This window comes from Methylopila jiangsuensis (genome assembly GCF_027922305.1).
GTDB classification, from domain to species: domain Bacteria; phylum Pseudomonadota; class Alphaproteobacteria; order Rhizobiales; family Methylopilaceae; genus Methylopila; species Methylopila jiangsuensis.
In genome coordinates, this window is the sequence record NZ_BSFK01000005.1 from 529387 (window position 1) to 546648 (window position 17262).

Sequence of the window (17262 nt, forward strand, 5' to 3'; positions counted from 1 at the left end):
AGGCGAGCCGCAGGATGCCGGTTCGCCTACGTTCAGGTTTCGAGCGCGCAAGTTGCGCCGCGTTCAGCGCGACGTCACTTGCAGGCGCATCCGACGCCGGTCGCCTTGTCGTTCATGTCCGGAGCGAGAAGCGAAGTCTTCTCCCGAATCTGGCGATGACCCCACGGGCCATAGATGGTCGCCATGCAGCCGTTCTTGGGCTCGACCGCAGACACCTTGCCGGCCCAGGACGCGTCGTTGAATTCGCGCTTGAACTGACGTTCACCGGTCAACCCCATCTTTTCCTTGGGGAAGAACTTGACGAGATCGTTGTTCTGAATGGTTCCGACTCCCCCGCGGAAGTCAGCATGTTCCGCGATCACGCATTCGGCGAGCGCGCCCTGAGCGCTGAAGATCGAAATTGCGGCCGCAGCTGCGATTGTTATTTTGTGCAATGCAATCATTCTCATGCCTCGTCTTTATAGCGCCTTCTTAGACGCGCAGGCACGTTAAGGCATGCAGAGAGGCAAAAACTACGATCCGTTGTGAATCTAAGAATATATAAGAGAATGTTTTTGCATCAGACTATTGTGTCTGAGTCATCTGGTCCACGGGCGTGCTTATATTTCGATCGATCATCTGCGCAGCGATCGATAACTTATGATCAAAATTCGATATCAATAACGTTGTCGGCGCATCTGTATGATTCGCGCGTTGCGCCATTCCGGCTGAAGGGAGCTGCGTCGAATTGCGGCCATGCCCCAGAGGCTGGGCTCCGATGCGTGGCGGACGCAGCTTGCGCGCCTATGTTTCGCCGCAGACCTTATGGGCGCGAAAGCGTCGTGAAATCACTCTCGGAGGCATTATGTCCGTGAACGTCGCCCCCCTGTTCGAGCCTCTCGAAGTAGGCGCACTCTCTCTGCGCAACCGCATCGTGATGGCGCCGCTGACCCGCTCCCGCGCCGACCACGCCACGCTCGCGCCGACGGCGCTGCACGCGGAGTATTACGCCCAGCGCGCTTCCGCCGGGCTGATCATCGCCGAAGCCACCCAGATCATGCCTGAGGGGCAGGGCTACGCCTGGACGCCCGGCATTCATTCCGACGCGCAGATCGCCGGCTGGAAGCTCGTCACCGACGCGGTTCACGCCAAGGGCGGCCGCATCGTGCTGCAGCTCTGGCATGTGGGCCGCATCTCGCACCGCGACCTGCAGCCCGGCGGCAAGCTGCCGGTGGCGCCTTCGGCGGTGAAGCCCGAGGGCCAGGCCTTCACGACCACGGGCTTCAAGGATCTGGAGACGCCCCGCGCGCTCGATATCGACGAAATCCCCGGCATCGTCGCCCAGTACGCCCGCGCGGCGGAGAACGCCGTCAAGGCGGGCTTCGACGGCGTCGAGGTGCACGGCGCGAACGGCTACCTGCTCGACCAGTTCCTGCGCGACAAGACCAACAAGCGCGAGGACGCCTACGGCGGTTCGATCGAGAATCGCGCCCGCTTCCTGCTGGAGGCGACGGAAGCCGCGATCGGCGCGATTGGGCGCGAGCGCGTCGGCGTCCGGCTGTCGCCGGTCAGCGCCGTGAACGACTGCGACGATTCGAATCCCGAGCCGCTGTTCACCTATGTGACCGAGAAGCTGTCCGCGCTCGGGATCGCCTATCTGCATGTCATCGAGGGCAAGACCGGCGGCGATCGCGCGCCGGAGGGCGGCTTCGACCTGTCCGTCCTGCGCAAGGCCTTCAAGGGCGTCTACATGGGCAACAACGGCTACGACGCCGAACTGGCGGCCAGGCGCGTGGCGGACGGCGAGGTCGATCTGGTGGCCTTCGGGCGGCCGTTCATCTCCAACCCGGACCTCGTGGAGCGCATCCGCGACGGCGCGGCCTTCGCGCCCATCGACCAGGCCACGCTCTATGGCGGCGACGCCAAGGGCTACACCGACTACCCCACCCGCGAGCAGGCGTCCGCCGCGGCCTGACGACCCTCACAGCCGCGTCATCTTCGGGTGGCGCGGCTTCACATCGCCTTGATCTCGCGCCATTCGTCGGGAACTCTGCGGCCTCCTCCTTCTGACGCTTCGGCGCTCGGACCACGCCGCGGGCTCCGCGGCGCGCCCGCCCGCCCTGTGCGTCCGGCCCGCGAGCGCACATGGACAGCATTACGGTCGTCAACGCGATCCTCCTGTTCGGAGCGGCGCTGATGCTCGTGGGCATCCTGTCGTCGCTGGTGGCCTCGCGATTCGGCGCGCCGCTGCTGCTGGTGTTCCTGGTCATCGGCATGCTGACGGGGCAGGACGGACCGGGCGGCGTCGCCTTCGACAACTACCGCCTGACCTATCTCATCGGCTCGATCGCGCTGGCCGTGATCCTGTTCGACGGCGGCCTCAGGACGCGGGTGGCGCATCTCGGCGGCGCTCTGGCGCCTGCGGCGACGCTCGCGACCGTGGGCGTGGCGCTCACCACCGTGATCATCGGCCTGTTTTCGGCCTGGATGCTGAAACTCGATCTGGTGGAGGGCCTGCTGGTGGGCGCCACCATCGCCTCCACCGACGCCGCGGCGGTGTTCTTCCTGATCCGCGCTAGCGGCCTGCAGCTTCAGCGCAAGGTCGGCGCGACCCTCGAGATCGAATCGAGCACCAACGATCCGGTGGCGGTGTTCCTCACCGTGATGCTGGTCGGCCTCGTCTCGGCCGGGGCGAGCGGCGCGGCCGGCGACGCCGGGCTGATGATCGTCGGCCGTTTCCTGCAGGAGGCGGTGATCGGCGGGGCGGCGGGCGTCGCCGGCGGGTTCGCGCTCGCCTATCTGCTGAACCGGGTGGACCTGCCGTCCGGCCTGCATCCGCTGTTCGTGGTGGCGAGCGTGGTGGCGTTGTTCGCGCTGTCCGCCGTGCTGCACGGCTCGGGCTTCCTCGCGGTCTATCTGGCGGGAATCATCGTCGGCAACCGGCAGGTGCGCGCGCTGCCGGCCATCATCGCCTTCCACGACACCATCACCTGGCTGTGCCAGATCGTGATGTTCATCGTGCTCGGCCTGCTTGTGACGCCCTCCCAGCTGCTGCCCTCGCTCGGGCCGTCGCTCGCCATCGCCTTCGGGCTCATCTTCGTGGCGCGGCCGCTGGCGGTGGCGCTCTGCCTTGCGCCGTTCGGCTTCTCGAGGAAGGAGATCGCCTTCGTGGGCTGGGTCGGCCTGCGCGGCGCGGTGTCGATCTTCCTCGCCGCGATCCCCACGCTCGCCCAGGCGCCCAACGCCCAGACCTATTTCAACGTGGCCTTCGTGGTGGTGATCGTCTCGCTGGTGGTGCAGGGCTGGACCATCACCGGCCTCGCCAAGCGGCTGAAGCTGGCGGTGCGCCAGACCGTGCGCTCGGTCAACCGGATCGAGATCGACCTTCCGGGCCAGCTGGCGCAGGAGATGGTGGGCTACGAGGTCACCCCCCGCTGCCCGATCCTCGCCCGCGACGCCGCGCCGAAATGGGCGGTTCCCGTTTTCGTGATCCGCGACCACGAAATCCTTGATCCCGGACGGGCCGGCGGGCTGAAGCCCGGCGACTACGGCTATTTCCTGGCGCCGCACAACCGCGTGGCCGAGCTGGACGGCCTGTTCGCCTCGCTGGACGCGGGGCGCGCGAAGCCCGCGCTCGGCGAATTCGCCATGCGCGGCGACACGGCGCTTGCGAGCCTTTCGGCGCTTTACGGGCTCCAGATCGCGCCCGAGGACGCGGAACTCACCGTCGCGGAGGTGTTCCATCGCCGGTTCGAGCAGGCGCCCACGGTCGGCGACGTGGCCGAGTTCGGCCCCGCCACGCTGGTGGTGCGGGGCGTGGACGACGGCCGCGTCACCCGCGTGGCGCTTCGGATCGAGGACGAGGGCGACGAGGCCGCTCCGCCGCCGAGCCCCGCCGCCCCGGGCGACGGAGGAGGAGGCTTCGGCGGCGTGGTCGATCGCATCAAGGACCTGCTCCGCAAAGGCGCGGGGCAGGGCGCGTAAACGCTTTTTCAACCATGAAGGGCCACCCTTTGCGCATGATCGTTCGCACCCGCTGGCGCACCGTCGCCGCCCATCTCGCGCTCTGGCTGACGGCGACCGGAGCGGTCGCCTATTTCAGCCAGCAGGCCTATGTGGGCGCGCACGGGCTGGTGGCGAGCCGCGAGTTCGAGGCCGAAATCGCCCAGCTCTCCGCCAAGCTCGGCGATCTGAAGTCGACGCGCGCGTCCTACGAGCACCGCATCGAGCTGCTGAGCTCGGACCGGCTCGATCCCGACCTGCTGGACGAGCAGGCGCGGGTGGACCTCGGCTGGCTGAACGCCAACGACCGGGTCATCCAGTCTCGCTGACGGACGAGGGCTTCGCGCGGAGCCGACGCGCTTCGCGCCTGCGGCGCCCAAGAGCCTCAATGGTCTTGCGGCGCACAATCGAATTCGTCCAAAACCCTCTTGCGACTTTAGTTTTATAAGGGCACAACCTTCTCAAAGGACCGACGGCGGATAAGGCGCAAGCCTCGATTTGCCCTCAGGCCGCATTAGGTCTCTGCTCAGAACGAGACGCATGGGAGGGGAACGTCCATGGCCGCATCCGCTGCGAACGCCGCGCGTTCAAACGCCGACGACGCCGAGACCGTCGAGGCGGGCGACGTCCTCTCCTTCACCAAGGAGCAGGAGCTTCACGCCTACCGCGAGATGCTGCTCATCCGCCGTTTCGAGGAAAAGGCCGGCCAGCTTTACGGCATGGGCCTGATCGGCGGCTTCTGCCACCTCTACATCGGCCAGGAGGCGGTCGTCATCGGCATGCAGATGGCGGTGGAGCCCGGCGACCAGGTCATCACCGGCTATCGCGACCACGGCCACATGCTGGCCTGCGAGATGGACCCCAAGGGCGTGATGGCCGAGCTCACCGGTCGCCGGGGCGGCTACTCCAAGGGCAAGGGCGGCTCCATGCACATGTTCAGCGTGGAGAAGCAGTTCTACGGCGGCCACGGCATCGTGGGCGCGCAGGTCTCGCTCGGCACCGGCCTCGCCTTCGCCAACAAGTACAAGAAGAACGGCAAGGTCTCCCTGGTCTATTTCGGCGACGGCGCCTCGAACCAGGGACAGGTCTATGAGAGCTTCAACATGGCGAAGCTCTGGCATCTGCCCGCCGTCTACGTGATCGAGAACAACAAATACGGCATGGGGACCTCGGTCGAGCGCGCCTCGTCCAACACCAACCTCAGCCAGCGCGGTCTGAGCTTCGACATTCCGGGCGAGCAGGTGGACGGCATGGACGTGCGGGCGGTGCGCGCCGCCGGCGAGCGCGCCATCGCCCATGCCCGCTCCGGCAAAGGCCCCTACATCCTCGAGATGGTGACCTACCGCTACCGCGGCCACTCCATGTCCGACCCGGCGAAGTACCGCTCCAAGGACGAAGTGCAGAAGATGCGCGAGACGCACGACCCGATCGAGCAGGTCCGCGCCCGCATCCTGAAGAACGAGCAGGCCTCCGAGGACGAGTTGAAGGCGATCGACAAGGAGGTGCGCGACATCGTCAACGCCGCCGCCGAGTTCGCCAGCAACGATCCGGAGCCCGATCCGTCCGAGCTGTGGACCGACATCCTGCGGTGACGCGCGCCTGACCACGACCGGCCGTCCGCCGGCCGAACGACAAAAGCCTGAACGCTCAGAGGGACGCCCCATGCCGATCGAAGTCCTCATGCCGGCGCTGTCGCCGACCATGGAGGCGGGAAAGCTCGCCAAGTGGCTGAAGAACGAAGGCGACTCCGTGAAGGCCGGCGACGTCATCGCCGAGATCGAGACCGACAAGGCCACCATGGAGGTGGAGGCGGTCGACGAGGGCGTGCTCGGCAAGATCCTCGTCGCCGACGGCTCCGAGGACGTGAAGGTCAACACGCCGATCGCGCTCATCCTCGCCGAGGGCGAGGACGCCTCCGCGCTCAAGGGCGACGCGTCCAGGTCCGCCGACGCCTCCGGCTCCAAGGCCGAAGAGCAGGCGAAGGCCGAAGCCAAGGCGGACGCGAAACCCGCCAAAGCCGAATCCGCCGCCGCCAACCCGCCCGCGCCCAAGGCGCTGCCCGAACCCGACGTGCCGGAGGGCACGGAGTTCGTGACCACCACCGTGCGCGAGGCGCTGCGCGACGCCATGCTGGAGGAGATGAAACGGGACGAGCGCGTGTTCCTCATGGGCGAGGAGGTCGCGGAATATCAGGGCGCCTACAAGATCAGCCAGGGCCTGCTGGAGGAGTTCGGCGCCGAGCGCGTCATTGACACCCCCATCACCGAGCATGGCTTCGCCGGCGTGGGCGTCGGCGCGGCGCTTGCGGGCCTGAAGCCCATCGTCGAGTTCATGACCTTCAACTTCGCCATGCAGGCGATCGACCAGATCATCAACTCCGCCGCCAAGACGCTCTATATGTCCGGCGGCCAGATGGGCTGCTCCATCGTGTTCCGCGGCCCGAACGGCGCCGCCGCCCGCGTCGCCGCCCAGCACAGCCAGGACTACGCCGCCTGGTACTCGAACGTGCCGGGCCTGACCGTGATCGCGCCCTACACCGCCGCCGACGCCAAGGGCCTGCTGAAGGCCGCGATCCGCGACGAGAACACGGTGATCTTCCTCGAGAACGAGATCCTGTACGGTCAGTCGTTCCCGGTGCCGAAGCTCGACGACTATGTGGTGCCGATCGGCAAGGCCAAGGTGGCCCGACCGGGCAAGGACGTGACGCTGGTCTCCTGGTCCATCGGCATGACCTATGCGCTGAAGGCGGCTGAAGAGCTGGCGAAGGAGGGCATCGAGGCCGAGGTCATCGACCTGCGCACCATCCGTCCCATGGACACGGAGACCATCGTGGAGTCGGTGAAGAAGACCGGCCGCCTTGTGACGGTGGAGGAGGGGTGGGCGCAGTCGGGCGTCGGCGCCGAAATCGCGGCCCGCATGATGGAGCACGCCTTCGACTGGCTGGACGCGCCTGTGGCCCGCGTCACCGGCAAGGACGTGCCCATGCCCTACGCCGCCAACCTGGAGAAGCTGGCGCTGCCGAGCGTCGCCGAGGTGGTCGAAGCCGCGAAGGCGGTCTGCTACCGCGACTGAGAGGAGGGCGGCGCATGCTGGGCCGGATCCTGAAGACCGCCGCCAACGAGGTTCTGCGCCGCCGCGCGGCGCGCACCGGCTCGGGCCCGCGGCGGCTTCCCCCGACCTCGGCCCGCGAGGCGCAGAACCGCGCCATCCGCCGCCTCGTGCGTATGGCGCTCGACCGATTCATGAGACGCTGAGGCCATGAACGCCGACCCCGCCCGTTCCCGCGCCACCTACGCCGACCTGCAGGCGGTTCCCCCGCACCGCGTGGCGGAGATCGTGGACGGCGTGCTTGAGACGCATCCGCGGCCGTCGCCGCGGCATGCGGGGGCGGCGCTCGAGCTCGGCGCCGAACTCAGCTTCCCGTTCCAGCGCGGCCGGGGCGGGCCCGGCGGCTGGATCTTCATGGTGGAGCCCGAGCTGCACCTCGGGCCGAATGTGGTGGTTCCCGATCTCGCGGGCTGGCGGCGCGAAAGACTGCCGCGCGAGCCCGAGACCGCCTATGTCGAGACCGCGCCCGACTGGGTGTGCGAGATTCTGTCGCCTTCGACGGAAAAGCTCGACCGTGGCCCCAAGCGCCGCATCTATGCGGATGCCGGCGTCGGCCATCTCTGGCTGCTCGATCCCCAGACCAAACTGCTCGAAGCCTTCGCGCGCGTTGCGGACGAATGGCTGCTGCCCGCCGCCATCGGCGAGGGCGAGGAGGTGCGCGCCGCGCCATTCGACGCCATCGGCTTTCCGCTCGACGCCCTGTTCCCGTTCGACGAGCCCATGGCTCCTCAGAAGCCTTCCGAAGAGGCCTAGACTCATGCCCACCAACATCCTGATGCCCGCGCTGTCGCCCACCATGGAGAAGGGCAACCTCGCCAAGTGGCTGGTGAAGGAGGGCGACGCCGTGAAGTCCGGCGACGTCATCGCCGAGATCGAGACCGACAAGGCCACCATGGAGGTGGAGGCCGTGGACGAAGGCGTCGTCGGCAGGATCGTGGTGCCGGAAGGAACCTCCGACGTGCCGGTCAACGAACTGATCGCCATCCTGCTGGAGGAAGGCGAGGACGAAAGCGCGCTGAAGGACGCCGGATCGAAGCCCAAGGCCGAGCCGGCCAAAGCCGAAAAGACGGACGAGGCGAAGTCCGACGCCGCGCCGAAGTCTGAAGCGGCCCCCAAGACCGAAGCCAAGGCGGAGCCGAAGCCCGCAGCCAACGGCCATGATGCGAGCCGCGACAAGGGCGAGCGCGTGTTCGCCTCGCCGCTCGCCCGCCGCATCGCCAGGGACGCCGGGCTCGACCTCAAGGCCATCTCCGGCAGCGGCCCGCATGGCCGGGTGGTGAAGGCGGACGTGGAGCAGGCCAAGGCCTCCGGCGGCGGCAAGGCCGCTCCGGCCAAGACGGACGCCAAGGCTCCGGACGCCGCGCCTTCCGCCAAGTCGCCCGCGCCGAGCCTGCCCTCGGACGAAGCGATCAAGAAGCTGTTCCCGGAGGGCTCCTACGAGGAAATCCCCCACGACGGCATGCGCAAGACCATCGCGCGCCGCATGACGGAGGCCCGCCAGACCATCCCGCAGTTCTACGTCACCGTGGATTGCGAGATCGACGCGCTGCTGGGTCTGCGCGAGCAGATCAACGCCTCGGCGCCCGAGAAGGACGGCAAGCCGGTGTGGAAGGTGTCGGTCAATGACATGGTGGTGAAGGCGCTCGGCGTCGCGCTCTCCCAGGTGCCGGACGCCAACGTGTCCTGGACCGAGACCGCCATGCTGCGCCACAAACACGCCGACGTGGGCGTCGCCGTGGCGCTGCCGGGCAACGGGCTGATCACGCCCATCATCCGCGCGGTGGAGACCAAGACGCTGTCGGTCATCGCGAAGGAAATGAAGGACTTCGCCGCCCGGGCCCGGGACCGCAAGCTGAAGCCCGAGGAGTACCAGGGCGGCACCACGGCGGTGTCGAACCTGGGCATGTTCGGCGTCAAGGACTTCACGGCGGTGGTGAATCCGCCCCACTCCACCATCCTCGCGGTGGGCGGCGCGGAGAAGCGCCCGGTGGTGAAGGGGGACGAGATCAGAATCGCGACCGTGATGAGCCTCACGCTCACCTGCGACCATCGTTCGGTGGACGGCGCGCTCGGCGCGACCTTGATCTCGGCGGTGAAGCGGCTGATCGAGAAGCCCATGGGCCTGCTGGTCTGAGCCTCTCGCGCCTCCGCGACACCAAGGGAGCCCCCAATCCATGCCTCTCGTCCGCATCTCGCTCCGCGCCGGCCGCGGCGACGACCATAAAACCGCGCTCGCAGAAGGCGTCTATGAGGCGCTGCGCGAAGCCTTCGGCGTGCCGGAGAAGGACAAGTTCGTGGTCGTCCACGAGCACGGGTCGTCCGAGTTCGTCTACGACCCGTCCTATCTCGGCGTGGAGCGGGACGACGATCTGGTGATCATACAGATCACCGCCAACGCCGGCCGCACGCTGGACCAGAAGAAGGCGCTCTACCGGGCGATCGCCGACAGGCTGGCCGCGAATCCCGGCGTCGCGCCCCGCAACGTGCTGATCAACCTCGTCGAAGTTCAGAAGGAGAACTGGTCCTTCGGCGACGGCGTGGCGCAATACGCCTGACGCTGCGTCCGGACGGCGTCGCGAGGCGCGATCCGGGCAACCGTCATGCCGCAAAAGGCTGGCATCCACGATTTGCGTCATGGCGGACGCCAGAGCGCTCAAGTCGTGGACGCCCAAGGCAGGCTCGGGCATGACGCGAGCGCGAGCTTCCAGACAAGGCCCTGACACCTTTTAGGAAACGCCCATGTCCGACAGTTACGACATCATCGTCATCGGCGGCGGGCCGGGCGGCTACGTCACGGCGATCCGCGCCGCGCAGCTCGGCTTCAAGACCGCGGTGGTGGAGCGCGAGCATCTGGGCGGCATCTGCCTCAACTGGGGCTGCATCCCCACCAAGGCGCTGCTGCGCTCGGCCGAAATCTACCACTATTTCCAGCACGCCAAGGATTACGGCCTGTCGGCGGAGAAGGTGACGTTCGATCCGGCGGCGGTGGTGAAGCGCTCGCGTGGGGTCTCGGCCCAGCTCAACGGCGGCGTCGGCTTCCTGCTGAAGAAAAATAAGGTGGACGTGATCTGGGGCGAGGCGACGCTGACCAAGCCCGGCGAGGTCAAGGTGGCTGCGTCCAAGAAGTCCGTGCAGGGCCCGCCCGCGCCGGCGCCCAAGGGGGCGAAAGGCGAGGGGACCTATGCCGCCAAGCACGTCATCGTCGCCACCGGCGCGCGGCCGCGCGTGCTGCCGGGGCTGGAGCCGGACAAGAAGCTGGTCTGGACCTATTTCGAGGCCATGGTCCCCGAAACCTTCCCGAAATCGCTGCTGGTGGTGGGCTCCGGCGCGATCGGCGTCGAATTCGCGAGCTTCTACCGCACCATGGGCGCGGAGGTGACCATCGTCGAGGTGCTGCCGCAGATCCTTCCCGTCGAGGACGAGGAGATCGCCGCCCACGCCCGCAAGCGCTTCGAGAAGCAGGGCATCCGCATCCTCACCGGCGCCAAGGTGACCAAACTCGACAAGGGCGCGGACGACGTGACCGCGACCGTCGAGCTCGGCGACGGCAAGACCGAGACGATCAAGGTGGACCGGGTGATCTCCGCGGTCGGCGTGGTCGGCAACATCGAGAATCTGGGGCTCGAGGCGCTGGGCGTAAAGACCGAGCGCGGCTGCGTCGTCACCGACGGGCTCGGCCGCACCAGCGTGAAGGGCGTCTACGCCATCGGCGACGTGGCGGGGCCGCCCATGCTGGCGCACAAGGCGGAGCATGAGGGCGTGATCTGCGTCGAAGCCATCAAGGGGCTCGACGTCCACCCCATGGACAAGGCCAGGATTCCCGGCTGCACCTATTGCCAGCCGCAGGTGGCCTCGGTCGGGCTCACGGAGAAGAAGGCCAAGGAGCAGGGCCGCAAGATCAAGGTCGGCCGCTTCCCCTTCACCGGCAACGGCAAGGCCATCGCGCTCGGCGAGCCGGACGGCCTCGTCAAGACCATCTTCGACGCCGAAACCGGCGAACTCATCGGCGCGCACATGGTTGGCGCCGAGGTGACGGAGCTGATCCAGGGCTTCGTGGTGGCGATGAACCTGGAGACCACCGAGGAGGAGCTGATGCATGCGGTGTTCCCGCATCCGACCCTCTCGGAGATGATGCACGAGAGCGTGCTCGACGCCTACGGCCGCGCAATCCACATCTGATCGGCGACTTTTATTCCTTTCGGGCTGGAACCACAGACAGGCTTCGGTGTTTTGATCGTGTCGGGACACACAGGGAGTTCAGTCCATGGAAGGCGTCGGTTGGCTTATGGCGATTATTCTCGGCGCGATCGCCGGGTGGATCGCCGAGCAGATCATGAAATCGGACATGGGTCTGATCATGAACATCATCCTCGGCATCATCGGGGCGGTGGTCATGAACGCCATTCTTCGGGCCGTGGGCGTCATCCCGCCCGGCGGCTGGATCTGGCAGTGCATCGTGGCGATCGCGGGCGCCTGTCTGCTGATCTGGGGCTATCGTCTCGTTCGCGGGCGCGGCTGATCACGGACGTTCGTCGGATCGACGGGGCGTCTGGCTTCGTCTAAAGTCGTAAGGAGGGCCGCCAAGCGGCTCTCCTTTTTCGTTTCCGCCGGCCGGCCGTCGCCGTTCGGCATGAAGGCAGCAGGGTTCGTTCCCCATGGTCACGGTCCTCGACCGCACGAACGGCGCCGCCCGTCCGCGTCACCCGGAAAAGGCGCACCGGCCGGAGACCGAACGGCTGAAGAAGCCGGACTGGATCCGCGTGCGCGCGCCCGGCTCGCCGGTGTGGCGCGAGACGCAGGACATCGTGCGTTCGAACAAGCTCGTCACCGTGTGCGAGGAGGCGGGCTGCCCCAACATCGGCGAGTGCTGGTCGAAGAAGCACGCCACCTTCATGATCCTCGGCGACACCTGCACGCGGGCCTGCGCCTTCTGCAACGTGCGCACCGGCCTGCCCGAGGCGGTGGACAGGGGCGAGCCCCAGCGCGTGGCCGAGGCGGTGGCGAAGCTCGGTCTGCATCACGTGGTCATCACCTCGGTGGACCGGGACGACCTCGCGGACGGCGGCGCGCGCCATTTCGCGGAGGTGATCCGCGCCATCCGCGCGACCAGCCCCGGCACCACCATCGAGGTGCTGACGCCCGATTTCCTGCGCAAGGACGGGGCGCTCGAGATCGTGGTCGAGGCGCGGCCGGACGTGTTCAACCACAATCTGGAATGCGTGCCCTCGCTCTATCTGACCGTGCGGCCGGGCGCCCGCTACTTCCACTCCATCCGCCTGCTGCAGCGGGTGAAGGAGCTCGATCCGACCCTGTTCACCAAGTCCGGCATCATGGTCGGGCTCGGCGAGGAGCGGAACGAGGTGCTGCAGCTGATGGACGACCTGCGCACCGCGGACGTGGATTTCCTCACCGTCGGCCAGTACCTGCAGCCGACCTCGCGCCATCACAAGGTGGCGCGCTTCGTGACGCCGGACGAGTTCAAGGCGTACGAGACGGTGGCCTACGCCAAGAAGTTCCTGATGGTGTCGTCCAGCCCGCTCACCCGTTCCTCGCACCATGCGGGCGAGGATTTCGCGAAACTCGTCGCCGCCCGCAACGCGAAGGCGGGAGGCCTGCCCGCCGCGGCGGAGTGACGGCGGGGCGAAAACCATCGCCAGCCCCCGCGCGATTGCTCCTGCGTCATGCCCGCGCCTTCGCGCGGGTATCTACGACTTCCCCTTGGTGAGCGCTTGCGCGCCCAAATCGTGGACGCCCGAGACCTGCTCGGGCATAACGGTGAGGCAGCTGCTTGACCTCGCGGATGACGCCGCGGCAGGGCGCGGCTAGGCTCCCGGTCCCGCTCCGCGCCCGCCAAGGTCTCCCATGCCCATCCCCACGCTGCTCGAAGGCCGACTGACGCTGCCGGTGGTGGCGGCGCCCATGTTCATCGTGTCCGGGCCCGATCTGGTGATCGCCCAATGCAAGGCCGGCGTGGTCGGCTCGTTCCCGGCCCTGAACGCCCGGCCGCAGGAGCAGCTCGACCTCTGGCTGACGCGGATCGAGACCGAGCTTCGCGCGCATGCGGAGGCCAACCTGCAGGCGAAGGTCGCGCCTTACGCGGTCAACCAGATCGTCCACGCCTCCAACGCCCGGCTGATGGAGGACATGAAGACCTGCGCCCGCCACCGGACGCCGATCGTCATCACCTCGCTCCGGGCGCCGGGGGAGGTGGCCCGCGCCGTGCACGACTGGGGCGGCGTAGTGTTCCACGACGTCATTTCGGTGCGGCACGCGGAGAAGGCGATCGAGGCCGGGGTGGACGGCCTCATTCTGGTGGCGGCCGGCGCCGGAGGCCATGCGGGGCCGCTGAGCCCCTTCGCGCTGATTCAGGAGGTGCGGGCCATCTATGACGGCCCGATTCTGCTGTCGGGGGCGATCGCGACCGGCCGAGCCGTGCTTGCCGCGCAGGCCGCGGGCGCCGATCTCGCATATGTGGGCACCCGCTTCATAGCGACTGAGGAAGCGAACGCCGCGCCCGCCTACAAGCGCATGCTGGTGGAGGGCGCGGCCAGGGACATCGTCTACTCGTCGCTGTTCACGGGCATCGCCGGCAACTACCTGAAGCCCTCGATCGCCGCCGCCGGCTTGGACCCGGACGCGCTGCCCTCGGGCGACAAGAGCCTCATGGACTTCGCCGGCGCCGAACGGCCGTCCGGCGCCAAGGCCTGGCGCGACATCTGGGGCGCAGGGCAGGGGCTCGGGGCGATCTCGGACGCGCCCTCCACGGCCGACGTTGTGGCCCGCATGGCGGAGGAATACGCCGCCGCGCGCTCGGACCTCGCCGCCCGCTCCGCGGCGTTCGGGCGCTGAAAAAGCGTTGCGCGAAAGTCGCACGACCGCGCCGCACGCTTTTCCGGGCGTCGACATAGGGGGCGAACAGGTCCACCTAGGCGCCAACGCTCGTCGGCTTCCCCCGCCTTAGGCGCGCGTTCGTGAACAGTAAGCAGGTACGCATATGATCCGCATCGCACTTCTCGGCGCCGCTTCGGCCGGCGCTCTCGTCGCCCTCGTCGCCGGCGCCCAGGCGGCCGATCTCCCGGCCTACGAGCCGGCTCCCGCCGTCACCGCTCCGGCCGTGCCGTCCTTCACCTGGACCGGACCGTACATCGGCGTGCAGGCCGGCTACGCCTGGGGCGACACCAACATCCGCGGCGTGAAGCCGGAAGGCTTCATCGTCGGCGGCTACGCCGGCTACAACGTCCAGCTCGACGGTTCGCCGGTCGTGCTCGGCGTCGAGACCGACTTCAACTACTCCGACGTCGATGACCGCCGCGGCGGCGTGCGCGCCCAGAGCGACTGGGCTGGCGCCACCCGCGCCCGCGTCGGCTACGCCTTCGACCGCTTCCTCGCCTACGCCGCGGGCGGCGTCGCCTACGCCGACCGCGAAGTGCGCGTGCGCGGCGTCGGCCGCGACAGCAAGACCGCGCTCGGCTGGACCGTCGGCGGCGGTCTCGAATACGCCGCGACCGACAACGTCTCCGTGCGCGGCGAGTACCGCTACACCGACTACGGCTCCGACCGTCTGCTCGGCGCGAAGGTCAAGGGCGACGAGCACCGCGTGATGGGCGGCGTCGCCTACAAGTTCGACACCTTCGGTTTCTGAGCCGATCAGGCGAAAGTCGAAAGCCCCGCGGGTTTCGCCCGCGGGGCTTTTTTAATGGTTCTTTCATAAACGCCTTATTTTCCGAGCATTTAAAGCGTATTCCGTAACTGAAAAACATCACTCGTCTTGTCTGTTCACGCGCCCGTGGACAAACAACGCGAAGCAGTCCATTTCTCCTCGCATGCGCTTGTTCGTGAGACGTTTTCGCGCAAGGGGAAGATACATGCTTCGCAATCTGGTTCTGGGCGCGGCTTCCGCTCTCGCCCTGGTGGTCGCCGCCGGCGCCGCCTCCGCCGCCGACCTCCCGGCCTACGAGCCGGCTCCGGCCATCGCCGTTCCGTCCTTCACCTGGACCGGCTTCTACATCGGCGTTCAGGCCGGCTACGGCTGGGGCGAGACCAAGGTCCGCGCCTTCCAGGGCCGCGGCAAGGCCGACCTCGACGGCTTCATCGTCGGCGGCTACGCCGGCTACAACGTCCAGCTCGACGGTTCGCCGGTCGTGCTCGGCGTCGAGACCGACTTCAACTACACCGACATCGACGAGAAGCGCGGCGTGCTCGGCGCTCGCGTGCTGGGCGAGACCAACTGGGCCGGCGCGACCCGCGCCCGCATCGGTTACGCCTTCGACCGCGTCCTGGTCTACGCCGCGGGCGGCGTGGCCTATGCGGATCGCTCGTTCAAGGTGAGCGTTCCCCGCGTCGGCTCCTTCAAGGACAGCAAGACCGCTCTCGGCTGGACGGTCGGCGGCGGCGTCGAGTACGCCGCGACCGACAACGTCGCGGTCCGCGTCGACTACCGCTACACCGACTACGGCCGCGACCGCTTCTCGTCGCGCGGCTTCTCGGCCAGCGCCGACTACACCGAGCACCGCGTGATGGGCGGCGTGTCCTACAAGTTCGACACCTTCGGCTTCTGAGCCAATCTGTCGAACGTGGAATGAAAGGCTCCGCGGCCACGCCGCGGGGCCTTTTTGATTTTCATTCCGGGTTGATCTGGCTGGGTCAGCCTGAATTTTGGATTATGCGACGCAAGCAGGGTACAAGTCGCACGTTGGCAAGAATATCATAGCCAACTGATCCGCCGTCAACGAGTTGCGATACCCTCGAAAATCTTCTGAGCACCCCAGAAAATGGTAAACTCCGGCGACTTATGGCATCCTTCATTTCACACGGTACATTCGCGCTGCTAACTCTCCTAAATTTCGGAGCTGTTCCCGTGCAAGCCGACGAGCATCCTTCCCGTGAAGCAGCCGTTCTCACATCTCTGAAGAGAATGATATCTGCCGTAGAGGACGACTACAAAAATCATCGCCTCAATCTATCGCCAACGAAGCCCGACGCACACAATATCAAAGTAATTATTGATACCCCAGACGATATTAAATCAATCACGGGAAAACTTGGTTTTGCTTGCAATAAGATTAAGGATTTTAATCCAGAATCGTATTGGTGCTCAAAGGGAATTTCTAGGTACGAGGATATTTCTCTCACTTTTTCCAAGTGTTCAAACGCCTTTAAGCTGAGTTCGGGGTTAATGTACTTAAAGAGGCCTCTTTGAGGGGTCATGACCGAGAGAATATTTATTAGCTACACCGGAATTTCTCCTGGAGATTGCTCTATTTTAACATAAGGATATTTTTTATATGCGGGCTGACGGATCAGCCGCCGCTCTTTATTCAGCCACTCTTTTCTTTATCGTGCTGCCCCGGGCGACGGCGGATTTATTCGTTAGAATGGCAGCAGGCAAGCCGCCGCTAGTTCCATAATATATCTTATGCGACTCACGTCTCGGGCGCGCCAGTGTCGGGTTCTCATTGGGATCGCGCGCGCCGCGCGGTGGTTCCCGTCCGCCTTCATTCGGCCATGGAGGCCGCGGCTTGATGGAGCGGCGGCGGGCGCCTTGGCGCGCCTCCCCGCTTGGGGGCTTAGGGAAACACATGACGATCGCGTTCCGTGGCGTTCTGCGCTGGGGGCTCGCCGCCTGCGGCGCGCTGGCGGCGGCCGTCGGCGCCTACGCCGCCACGCTGGTCTCGACCGGCAACTTTCATGAGCTCGTGCCCGGCGAGGCGTTCCGCTCGGCCCAGCCGTCGCAGGAGCTGATCCTCCGGCTGCGGCGGGAGCATGGGCTTGCGACCATTCTCAACCTGCGCGGCGCGAGCGTCGGGCGCCCGTGGTACGACGACGAGGCGAAGGCCGCGCGGGCCGCCGGCGTCCAGCTGATCAGCTTCCGCATGTCGGCGGCGACCGAGCTGACGCCGGACGAGGTCCGCCGCCTCATCGCCATCATGCGCGACGCGCCGAAGCCGATCCTGATCCACTGCCGCAGCGGCGCGGACCGCACCGGGATCGCCTCCGCGCTCTATCTGGCCGCGCTCAAGGGCGCGGACGAGGAGAGGGCGGAATGGCAGCTCTCGCCGCTCTATGGCCATGTGGCGTTCTACGGCCTGCCGTCCTTCGCCATGGACCGCACCTGGGAGGCGACCGAGCCGTCGCTGGGGTTCTTCGGCTCTTGACCTCGGCTGAGGGGCGGGC

Annotated in this window: 17 protein-coding genes; 16 read left to right on the forward strand and 1 reads right to left on the reverse strand. The window is 66.9% G+C overall.

The genetic code is table 11. The features are described from left to right. Positions 1 to 74: 74 nt before the first annotated feature. Complete coding sequence (locus PKE85_RS04000) at positions 75 to 443, reverse strand: hypothetical protein (protein ID WP_271203487.1); 369 nt, start codon at positions 441 to 443, stop codon at positions 75 to 77. Positions 444 to 850: 407 nt separating this feature from the next. On the opposite strand from PKE85_RS04000, the gene PKE85_RS04005 reads away from it, so the two are divergent. From PKE85_RS04005 to PKE85_RS04080, 16 genes are all read left to right on the forward strand, one after another. Further along, a complete protein-coding gene (locus PKE85_RS04005; RefSeq protein WP_428981311.1) occupies positions 851 to 1954 on the forward strand; it encodes an alkene reductase in 1104 nt (367 codons plus the stop codon). Between the two features lie 170 nt (positions 1955 to 2124). Next, positions 2125 to 3963 carry a potassium/proton antiporter gene (locus PKE85_RS04010; protein WP_271203489.1) on the forward strand — a complete coding sequence of 613 codons (1839 nt, stop codon included), beginning with the start codon at positions 2125 to 2127 and terminating at the stop codon, positions 3961 to 3963. A gap of 35 nt (positions 3964 to 3998) precedes the next feature. Next, complete coding sequence (locus PKE85_RS04015) at positions 3999 to 4310, forward strand: FtsB family cell division protein (RefSeq protein ID WP_271203490.1); 312 nt, start codon at positions 3999 to 4001, stop codon at positions 4308 to 4310. A 228-nt stretch (positions 4311 to 4538) separates the two neighbouring features. Beyond that, a complete protein-coding gene (pdhA, locus tag PKE85_RS04020; RefSeq protein WP_271203491.1) occupies positions 4539 to 5573 on the forward strand; it encodes a pyruvate dehydrogenase (acetyl-transferring) E1 component subunit alpha in 1035 nt (344 codons plus the stop codon). 70 nt (positions 5574 to 5643) lie between these two features. Next, the gene (locus tag PKE85_RS04025) at positions 5644 to 7053 is read left to right on the forward strand and encodes a pyruvate dehydrogenase complex E1 component subunit beta (protein WP_271203492.1); all 1410 of its coding nucleotides are present in this window, start codon (positions 5644 to 5646) and stop codon (positions 7051 to 7053) included. A 14-nt stretch (positions 7054 to 7067) separates the two neighbouring features. Continuing rightward, entirely contained in the window at positions 7068 to 7235 is a 168-nt protein-coding gene (locus PKE85_RS04030; RefSeq protein ID WP_271203493.1) for a hypothetical protein, read from the forward strand. Between the two features lie 4 nt (positions 7236 to 7239). Further along, on the forward strand, positions 7240 to 7842 hold the full coding sequence (locus PKE85_RS04035) for a Uma2 family endonuclease (RefSeq protein WP_271203494.1): 603 nt from the start codon (positions 7240 to 7242) through the stop codon (positions 7840 to 7842). Positions 7843 to 7846: 4 nt separating this feature from the next. Next, entirely contained in the window at positions 7847 to 9223 is a 1377-nt protein-coding gene (locus tag PKE85_RS04040) for a pyruvate dehydrogenase complex dihydrolipoamide acetyltransferase (RefSeq protein ID WP_271203495.1), read from the forward strand. A gap of 40 nt (positions 9224 to 9263) precedes the next feature. Further along, positions 9264 to 9644: a tautomerase family protein gene (locus PKE85_RS04045; protein ID WP_271203496.1), complete on the forward strand. Its 381-nt coding sequence runs from the start codon at positions 9264 to 9266 to the stop codon at positions 9642 to 9644. A 184-nt stretch (positions 9645 to 9828) separates the two neighbouring features. Then, a complete protein-coding gene (lpdA, locus tag PKE85_RS04050; RefSeq protein ID WP_271203497.1) occupies positions 9829 to 11268 on the forward strand; it encodes a dihydrolipoyl dehydrogenase in 1440 nt (479 codons plus the stop codon). An 85-nt stretch (positions 11269 to 11353) separates the two neighbouring features. Further along, positions 11354 to 11608, forward strand: coding sequence for a GlsB/YeaQ/YmgE family stress response membrane protein (locus tag PKE85_RS04055; protein WP_271203498.1), 255 nt, complete (start codon positions 11354 to 11356; stop codon positions 11606 to 11608). Between the two features lie 136 nt (positions 11609 to 11744). Beyond that, positions 11745 to 12722 carry a lipoyl synthase gene (lipA, locus tag PKE85_RS04060; protein WP_271203499.1) on the forward strand — a complete coding sequence of 326 codons (978 nt, stop codon included), beginning with the start codon at positions 11745 to 11747 and terminating at the stop codon, positions 12720 to 12722. A 229-nt stretch (positions 12723 to 12951) separates the two neighbouring features. Continuing rightward, on the forward strand, positions 12952 to 13938 hold the full coding sequence (locus PKE85_RS04065; RefSeq protein WP_271203500.1) for an NAD(P)H-dependent flavin oxidoreductase: 987 nt from the start codon (positions 12952 to 12954) through the stop codon (positions 13936 to 13938). Between the two features lie 145 nt (positions 13939 to 14083). Next, on the forward strand, positions 14084 to 14731 hold the full coding sequence (locus PKE85_RS04070; RefSeq protein WP_271203501.1) for an outer membrane protein: 648 nt from the start codon (positions 14084 to 14086) through the stop codon (positions 14729 to 14731). Between the two features lie 223 nt (positions 14732 to 14954). Then, positions 14955 to 15647: an outer membrane protein gene (locus PKE85_RS04075; RefSeq protein WP_271203502.1), complete on the forward strand. Its 693-nt coding sequence runs from the start codon at positions 14955 to 14957 to the stop codon at positions 15645 to 15647. Between the two features lie 1020 nt (positions 15648 to 16667). Then, the gene (locus PKE85_RS04080; protein ID WP_271203503.1) at positions 16668 to 17243 is read left to right on the forward strand and encodes a tyrosine-protein phosphatase; all 576 of its coding nucleotides are present in this window, start codon (positions 16668 to 16670) and stop codon (positions 17241 to 17243) included. The last annotated feature ends 19 nt before the right edge of the window (positions 17244 to 17262 follow it).